At 59.1% G+C, this 7125-nt stretch carries 8 protein-coding genes; 5 read left to right on the forward strand and 3 right to left on the reverse strand.

Features of this window, described 5'->3' with window-relative positions:
* Window positions 1–5: 5 nt before the first annotated feature.
* Window positions 6–227 carry a hypothetical protein gene (locus CE491_RS00505; RefSeq protein ID WP_234407456.1) on the reverse strand — a complete coding sequence of 74 codons (222 nt, stop codon included), beginning with the start codon at window positions 225–227 and terminating at the stop codon, window positions 6–8.
* Window positions 228–439: 212 nt separating this feature from the next.
* Between CE491_RS00505 and CE491_RS00510 the strand changes: the two genes are divergently transcribed.
* Window positions 440–1048 (forward strand): TetR/AcrR family transcriptional regulator, encoded by a 609-nt coding sequence (locus tag CE491_RS00510; RefSeq protein ID WP_110946428.1) that lies wholly within the window; start codon window positions 440–442, stop codon window positions 1046–1048.
* Window positions 1049–1065: 17 nt separating this feature from the next.
* On the opposite strand, the gene CE491_RS00515 is transcribed toward CE491_RS00510, so the two are convergent.
* Together CE491_RS00515 and CE491_RS30065 are read right to left on the reverse strand one after the other, a co-directional pair.
* Window positions 1066–1458: a response regulator gene (locus tag CE491_RS00515; protein ID WP_110946429.1), complete on the reverse strand. Its 393-nt coding sequence runs from the start codon at window positions 1456–1458 to the stop codon at window positions 1066–1068.
* A gap of 5 nt (window positions 1459–1463) precedes the next feature.
* Complete coding sequence (locus tag CE491_RS30065; protein WP_199884912.1) at window positions 1464–2006, reverse strand: hypothetical protein; 543 nt, start codon at window positions 2004–2006, stop codon at window positions 1464–1466.
* Between the two features lie 83 nt (window positions 2007–2089).
* Between CE491_RS30065 and CE491_RS00520 the strand changes: the two genes are divergently transcribed.
* The 4 genes from CE491_RS00520 (at window position 2090) to CE491_RS00535 (ending at window position 6916) form a co-directional block, all read left to right on the forward strand.
* Complete coding sequence (locus tag CE491_RS00520) at window positions 2090–3721, forward strand: methyl-accepting chemotaxis protein (RefSeq protein WP_110946430.1); 1632 nt, start codon at window positions 2090–2092, stop codon at window positions 3719–3721.
* Window positions 3722–4019: 298 nt separating this feature from the next.
* A complete protein-coding gene (locus tag CE491_RS00525) occupies window positions 4020–4904 on the forward strand; it encodes an urea transporter (protein WP_110946431.1) in 885 nt (294 codons plus the stop codon).
* Between the two features lie 45 nt (window positions 4905–4949).
* Entirely contained in the window at window positions 4950–5807 is an 858-nt protein-coding gene (locus tag CE491_RS00530; RefSeq protein WP_110946432.1) for an ion transporter, read from the forward strand.
* A gap of 110 nt (window positions 5808–5917) precedes the next feature.
* The gene (locus CE491_RS00535) at window positions 5918–6916 is read left to right on the forward strand and encodes a sulfate ABC transporter substrate-binding protein (RefSeq protein ID WP_110946433.1); all 999 of its coding nucleotides are present in this window, start codon (window positions 5918–5920) and stop codon (window positions 6914–6916) included.
* The last annotated feature ends 209 nt before the right edge of the window (window positions 6917–7125 follow it).

Genomic DNA, 7125 nt, shown 5'->3' on the forward strand with positions numbered 1-7125 from the left:
AAACGCTATTGCCCTTCCCACGGCAAGGGCTTGCCCGCACGCACCCTGGCATTGAGGGTGCGCAGAAGATCCAGAGGATCACGGTCTTTCATCGCATGACTTTGCTCGTCGACCCAGGTCATGACCTGCTGACGGTCCAGCGTCGGGCGGCGATGGAGGATTTCCACCAGTTGCCGCTCACAGTGCTGGGCATAGGCGACCACGCTGGAAAACAAAGGGCTGTTCATAAACCGACACCTCGCCACCGAATACCCGTTCAGGCCTTGAAAAGGCACCTCGTATTTCCCGCTCCCGTTACCACCGGCACACAATAGCACTGGCGCTCGCCTGCGCTACAGGGGCAGCCTCAGCCAATTCATGGGTTTGCAGCAATCTTGAGCCTGTCGCGAGGCCGGTGCTAACATTCGCCACCGCCGAGCCGGCAAGGAAATTCCGCTTTATGAGCAGTATCCGCGAGCGCAACAAAGAACTGATCCTGCGCGCAGCCAGTGAAGAATTCGCCGACAAGGGGTTCGCCGCCAGCAAGACCAGCGACATCGCCGCCAAGGCTGGCGTGCCCAAGCCCAACGTCTACTACTACTTCAAGTCCAAGGAAAATCTGTACCGCGAGGTGCTCGAAAGCATCATCGAGCCGATCATGCAGGCCTCGACGCCGTTCAATCGCGAAGGGGTGCCATCCGAGGTTCTGAGCAGTTACATCCGCTCCAAGATTCGCATCTCGCGCGACCTGCCCTTCGCCTCCAAGGTGTTCGCCAGCGAGATCATGCACGGTGCCCCGCATCTGACGCCCGAGCAGGTCGAGCAGCTCAACGGCCAGGCACGTCATAACATCGAATGCATTCAGGGCTGGATCGATGATGGGTTGATCGCGCCGGTCGATCCCCATCACCTGATGTTCAGCATCTGGGCCGCGACCCAGACTTATGCTGATTTCGACTGGCAGATTTCCACGGTCACCGGCAAGGCCAGGCTGGAAGACGCCGACTACGAAGCCGCCGCGCAGACCATCATTCGTCTGGTGCTCAAAGGCTGCGAGCCGGACCGCTGAAGACCGTGCCCGCGGTCTTACTCGGGCTGGCGGGTCTTCAGCGCCGCCTGGACGCCGTCGATTAGTTGCCCAATCTGCCAAGGCTTGCGAATAAAAGTGACGGGGTGCGTGACCCCCGAGCTTTCCGGCGTTTCATGACCGGACATGATCAGGATCGGAATTTGCGGCCATTTCTGGACCGAGAGATTGGCCAATTCAGCGCCGTTCTTGCTACCGGGCATCAGAATGTCGGTCAGCAGCAGTGACACGCCGTCAGCGTTTTCGTTGAGATAATTCTCTGCCTCGTCGGCGTTTTCGAGCGCGCGGGTCGAGAAGCCCTCGTCGCCGAGAATCTCGCAAACAAAATCGCGAATGATCGCCTCATCCTCGACTACCAGAATCAATCTTTCTTTTTGCTCGATTGCTGCCATTTGCGCTACATCCACAATAATTTTCTCATTGCCTGCCCGGCCGGTCCTGTCCTGGACTCGGGTGTTGTCGGTACTGTGAACGGCGCCAGCGCCGGAAATTCCATTTGGCGATAACATTTGGTCGAAAGGGTTGTTTCAAGTGCAGCGCTGGAGGGGATGTAGCGGGATAAAGGCAGTGGAAACGGCGCGTATGGGTCGAACTTTTCCGCAGACATTAAAAAACCCGCCGAAGCGGGTTTGCGCAAGACCGTCCAACGTCCTGTTGGCTGCCATTCTTTGGCTACGGCCGATCCTCCCTGATCCTGCAGCGGTCCGTTGCCGCAGTTGATGGATCCAATGTACTTCTTAAATGGGATCCACAATAGAGCTAACATCTCCACTTCGTGTAAGCCTTTGGCTATATCCACCAAAAACTGTCGGCACATTTTGACCACTGCACCGGGATTCGGCCCAATGCTGCGATTGTTCGTGGAATTCGTCGCGCTGCGCTCACGTTTGGCCTTCCAGCGCCGAGATGCTTTAAGACGGGGTATCTCTTCCACATTCACCGGTTGGACTGGATTCTCCGTCACGGGAGTCGGTACTCGAAACGGCTCGCGCAAAAACAAGAACAATGAACGGAGTGACGGTCATGAATATGCGCAATTTCTCGATCAGCCGACGTCTGTGGCTGATCCTCATCGTTGCTGTGTTGATGTTGTCCACGCTGGCTGTGGCCATGCTCAAGCAAATCCACGACGACCTGTACGACGCCAAGGCGCAGAAGACCATGCATGTGGTGCAGACCGCCAGCGGCCTGCTCGACTACTACCACGGTCTGGAAACCGCCGGCACATTGACCCGTGAACAGGCTCAGCAGCAGGCGATGGATGCCATTGGTGGCCTGCGTTACAACCAGACCGACTACTTCTGGATCAACGACCTGCGCCCGGTGATGATCATGCACCCGGCCAACCCCAAGCTGGTGGGTCAGGACCTGTCGGGCGTGAAAGACCCCGACGGCTTCCAGGTCTTCAACGAAATTGTCGCCGTGGCCAAGGCCAAGGGCGCAGGGCTGGTCAACTATCGCTGGCCGAAACCGGGCGCCAGCGATCCAGTACAGAAAACCTCCTACGTCACCCTGTTCACACCCTGGGGCTGGGTGATCGGCTCCGGGGTGTATGTCGATGACGTTCAGGCCGAGTTCCAGCAGCAGGTAATCAAGGCAGCATCGATCAGCCTGGGCATCATCGTGCTGATGGCGATCTTGCTGATCGTCATCGGGCGCAGCATCGCCGGGCCGCTGAAGGCTACTGTCGAAGCCATGGCCAATATCGCCAGCGGTGAAAGCGACCTGACTCGCAGCCTGGAAACCCATGGCCGTGACGAAATCACCCAATTGGCGACGCACTTCAATGCCTTCACCGCCAAGCTGCGTCGCGTGGTGACCGAACTGCAACTGTCGGCGGTAGGCCTGGGCCAGGCGTCGAGCGAGCTGGGCAGTAACGCCGTACAGGCGCAGGAACGCAGTCAGCAGCAATCACTGCAGATGGAACAGGTGGCGACGGCGGTCAACGAAGTCACTTATGGCGTGCAAGACGTGGCCAGGAACGCCGAGCATGCGGCCAGTGAAATGCGCAATGCCGAGTCCCAGGCGCAGCAGGGTCAGGCCAATATCGACAGCAGCCTGAAGCAGATCGATCACCTGTCCGGCACCATCGATCAGGCCGTTGAAGTAATCCGCACCCTGGCCAGCGAAAGCACGCAGATTGGCGGAGTGCTGGAGGTGATCAGCTCGATCGCCGAGCAGACCAACCTGCTGGCCTTGAACGCTGCCATCGAAGCTGCGCGGGCGGGGGATCAAGGGCGTGGCTTTGCCGTGGTGGCCGATGAAGTGCGGCTTTTGGCCCAGCGCACGCAGAAGTCTACCGCCGAGATTCAGACGATGATCGAACGCCTGCAGACTCATTCCGATGCTGCGGTGAAGGTCATCGGCGACAGCAGCCGGTCATCGCAGCTGACGATCGAGCAGGCGAATCTGGCGGGTCAGAGCCTGAGCTCCATCAGTCAGGCGCTGCGCAATCTCAACGGCCTCAACGCATCGATCGCCAGCGCCACCCTGCAGCAATCCCATGTGGTGGAAGACATCAACCAGAACGTCACCCAGGCCGCGCAGTTGTCCCAAAGCACCGCGGTGGCGGCCGAACAGTCCAGCGCGGCCAGTGCGCAGCTTAAAGGGTTGAGTGAGCAGTTGAACGGGTTGTTGAGGCAGTTCAGGGTGTAAAGAATGCTACCTGGCGTGATGAGCGCCCGGAAATCTTCGAGCGTGCGCAATTCCTCTGGGAGACGTCGGAGGTGGCGACGGCAGCGAACGTCATCCAATGCAGTTATACCTGACCCGCCGCATCCTGTAGCAGCGCGCTTGCCCGCGAGAGCAGCGTGTCAGTCAACATCGATCGCGCAGACCGATCGCAATCGCGGGCAAGCGCGCTCCTGCAGATGATCACGGTCATTCGGGATCTTGATCAACCTGAAGCGTTGAGCCAATATGTATACAATAAAAACAAATATTGAATACACATATGCAAACCTCAAACCCTGCCCCCTCCTCCCACTGCCACGACTGGGCCGAAGCCTTGCTGAACGGCTTCAGCCAGGTCCTGCTGCAACGCAGCCCCGCCTGCGGTCTGTTTTGCCTGGTGGCGATTCTCATCAGTGCCCCCTCCGCCCTTGGCGGCGCCCTGCTTGGCGCAGTGGCCGGCTTGCTCACGGCGCAACGTCGCGGGTATGCCAAGGCCGAGCGCCAATCGGGCGTGTACAGCTATAACGGCGTGCTGTTGGGCCTGCTCATCTGTTATCGATTCGATTGGTCGCCGCTGTTGCCGTTGCTGATCATTGCCTGTGGCGGCCTCAGCGCCATGCTGATACACGCGTGGTTGCAGCGCGCCCCGCGCGCATCGTGCCTGAAGGCCTATACCGCGCCGTTCGTTCTTTTCAGCTGGGTATTGCTGATCTTCGCCGAGCCGTTACCTGACCTGAGACTCGCCGACTCGAATCTGTTTCAGGCCCTGCCACTGGGCATCGGGCAGGTGTTTCTGCTGGATCACCCGTTGGCGGGGGTGTTGATTGGCGTCGGCCTGCTGATCGCCAATCGCAGCGCCGCGCTCTGGGCAGCGTTGGGTTGCGTCAGTGGCGTCGCCTTCGCGGTGTGGCAGCAGGAAAGCAACGTCACGCTACTGGGTCTGTCCGGTTACAACCCGACGCTGGCCGCGCTGGCCTTCAGTCATGCGCGTTACAAGCCGTGGCTGCCGGGCATCGCCATTGTGCTCGCAATACTGTTGCAGCCGGGATTTTCCGGGTTGGGGTTGGCCACCTTGACCGCGCCGTTCATCCTGGCGTGCTGGCTGGTGCAGGCCAGCGGTCGCCTGTTTAAACAGGCAAACAGCGATCAGCGGTTGCGCTCCTGAGCGGTTTGTCACAGGCTCTGCCGATCTTGGAATCGGAATTGCCCCATGGACAGCAACACCGGCTGGCGCGAACGGCTGCGCATCATCGTATTTCAAAGTGACACCAAGCCCGGTCGGCGCTTCGACAAGATCCTGCTGCTCATCATTCTTTGCAGTCTGCTGGTCGCGATCATCGACAGCATCGAGTCGGTGCACCGCCAATACGCCGACCTGTTCGCCTGGATCGAATGGGGCTTCACCTTCGTCTTCGCCGTCGAGTACATCCTGCGCCTGTATTGCTCGCCCAGACCGTTGAAATACGCCTTCAGTTTCTACGGGCTGATCGACCTGCTGGCCATCGTGCCCGGCATCCTGGCGATCTACTACAGCGATGCGCAGTACCTGCTAATCGTGCGCGTGGTGCGGATGCTGCGGATCTTCCGCGTGCTCAAACTCAGCCCTTATTTGAAGCAGGCCAATTACCTGCTGGCCGCCCTGCGCGGCAGCAAACAGAAGATCATCGTGTTCCTGGTCACGGTCTCGACGCTGGTGACGGTGTTCGGTACCCTGATGTACGTCATCGAAGGCCCGGAGCATGGTTTCACCAGCATCCCGAAAGGCATCTATTGGGCAATCGTCACGCTGACCACCGTAGGCTTCGGCGACATTGTGCCGAAAACGCCCATCGGGCAGATTCTCTCGTCGCTGGTGATGATCACCGGTTACTCGATCATCGCCGTACCCACCGGGATTTTCACCGCGGAACTTGCCAATGCCGTGCGTGGCGATCAGTTGCAGCACGACTGCCCGGTGTGTGCCAAGCACAGTCATGAGAACAGCGCGGCATTCTGCTCCCGGTGCGGCAATGCGCTGTTCCCCAAGGTCGATTCGATTTCAGCATCAGAACCCTCTGGAAAAACATAAGTACAGAAGTTTTTAATCTATAAGCGCCTGAGGCTTTTCGTTATAGTCGCGGCCAATCGCCATCGCTTTCTTCATAAGAACAATTTCCACACACGACAAAGGAATTCGCAGTGAACAAACTCTTCGCCGCCTCCCTGCTGGCTGCCGGACTGGCCTTCGGCAGCGCCGCCCACGCCGCGCCCCAACTGCTCAACGTCTCCTACGACGTCATGCGCGACTTCTATCGGGACTACAACACCGCCTTCCAGAAGCATTGGCAAGCCGAGCACAAGGAAGACATCACGCTGCAGATGTCTTTCGGCGGTTCGAGCAAACAGGCACGTGCGGTCATCGACGGCCTGCAGGCGGATGTGATCACCATGAACATGGCGACCGACATCAACGCCCTGGCGGACAACGGCGAACTGGTGCCGAAGAACTGGGTCACCCGCCTGCCGAACAAAAGCGCGCCGTTTACCTCGGCCACGGTGTTCATCGTGCGCAAGGGCAATCCGAAAGCGCTGAAGGACTGGAACGATCTGGTCAAAGACGGTGTGGAAGTCGTGGTCCCCAACCCGAAAACCTCGGGCAACGGTCGTTACACCTACCTCTCCGCGTGGGGCTACACCCTGAAGAATGGTGGCGATGAAGCGGCAGCGAAAAAGTTTGTCGGTGAGCTGTTCAGCCATGTGCCGGTCCTCGACACCGGCGGTCGTGGCGCGACCACCACATTCATGACCAACAACATTGGTGATGTATTGGTGACCTTCGAAAACGAAGCCGAAATGATCGCCCGTGAGTTTGGCCGCGATAAGTTCGAGGTGGTCTACCCAAGCGTCTCCGCCGAAGCCGAGCCGCCGGTGAGCGTGGTCGACAAAGTCGTCGACAAGAAAGGCTCCCGCGCTGCAGCCGAGGAATACCTGAAATACCTGTGGTCACCGGAAGGCCAGCAGATCGCTGCGGATAACTACCTGCGCCCACGTGATCCGGCCGTGCTGGCCAAATACACCGACCGCTTCCCGAAAGTCGACTTCCTTGACGTCGAGAAAACCTTCGGCGACTGGCGCACCGTACAGAAGACCCACTTCAACGACGGTGGCGTGTTCGACCAGATCTACCCGGCCAAGTAAGCGGTTGGGGTGAACGAAAAACGGCGACCTGAAAAGGTCGCCGTTTTTGTTTGCCTTGCGTAAACGCTCCTTGGGGCTGCGCCAGACAGAAGACGGGAACCATCGCCGAACCTGTAGGAGCTTCTGGAGCTGTGCGACAGTGGCGAATGCGCTGTGTCAGGCACCTTCCAATGTCTGACCCACCGCTTTCGCTGCCGTCGTAACCTCCG

The sequence above is a fragment of the Pseudomonas bohemica genome (assembly GCF_002934685.1).
GTDB classification, from domain to species: Bacteria; Pseudomonadota; Gammaproteobacteria; order Pseudomonadales; family Pseudomonadaceae; genus Aquipseudomonas; species Aquipseudomonas bohemica.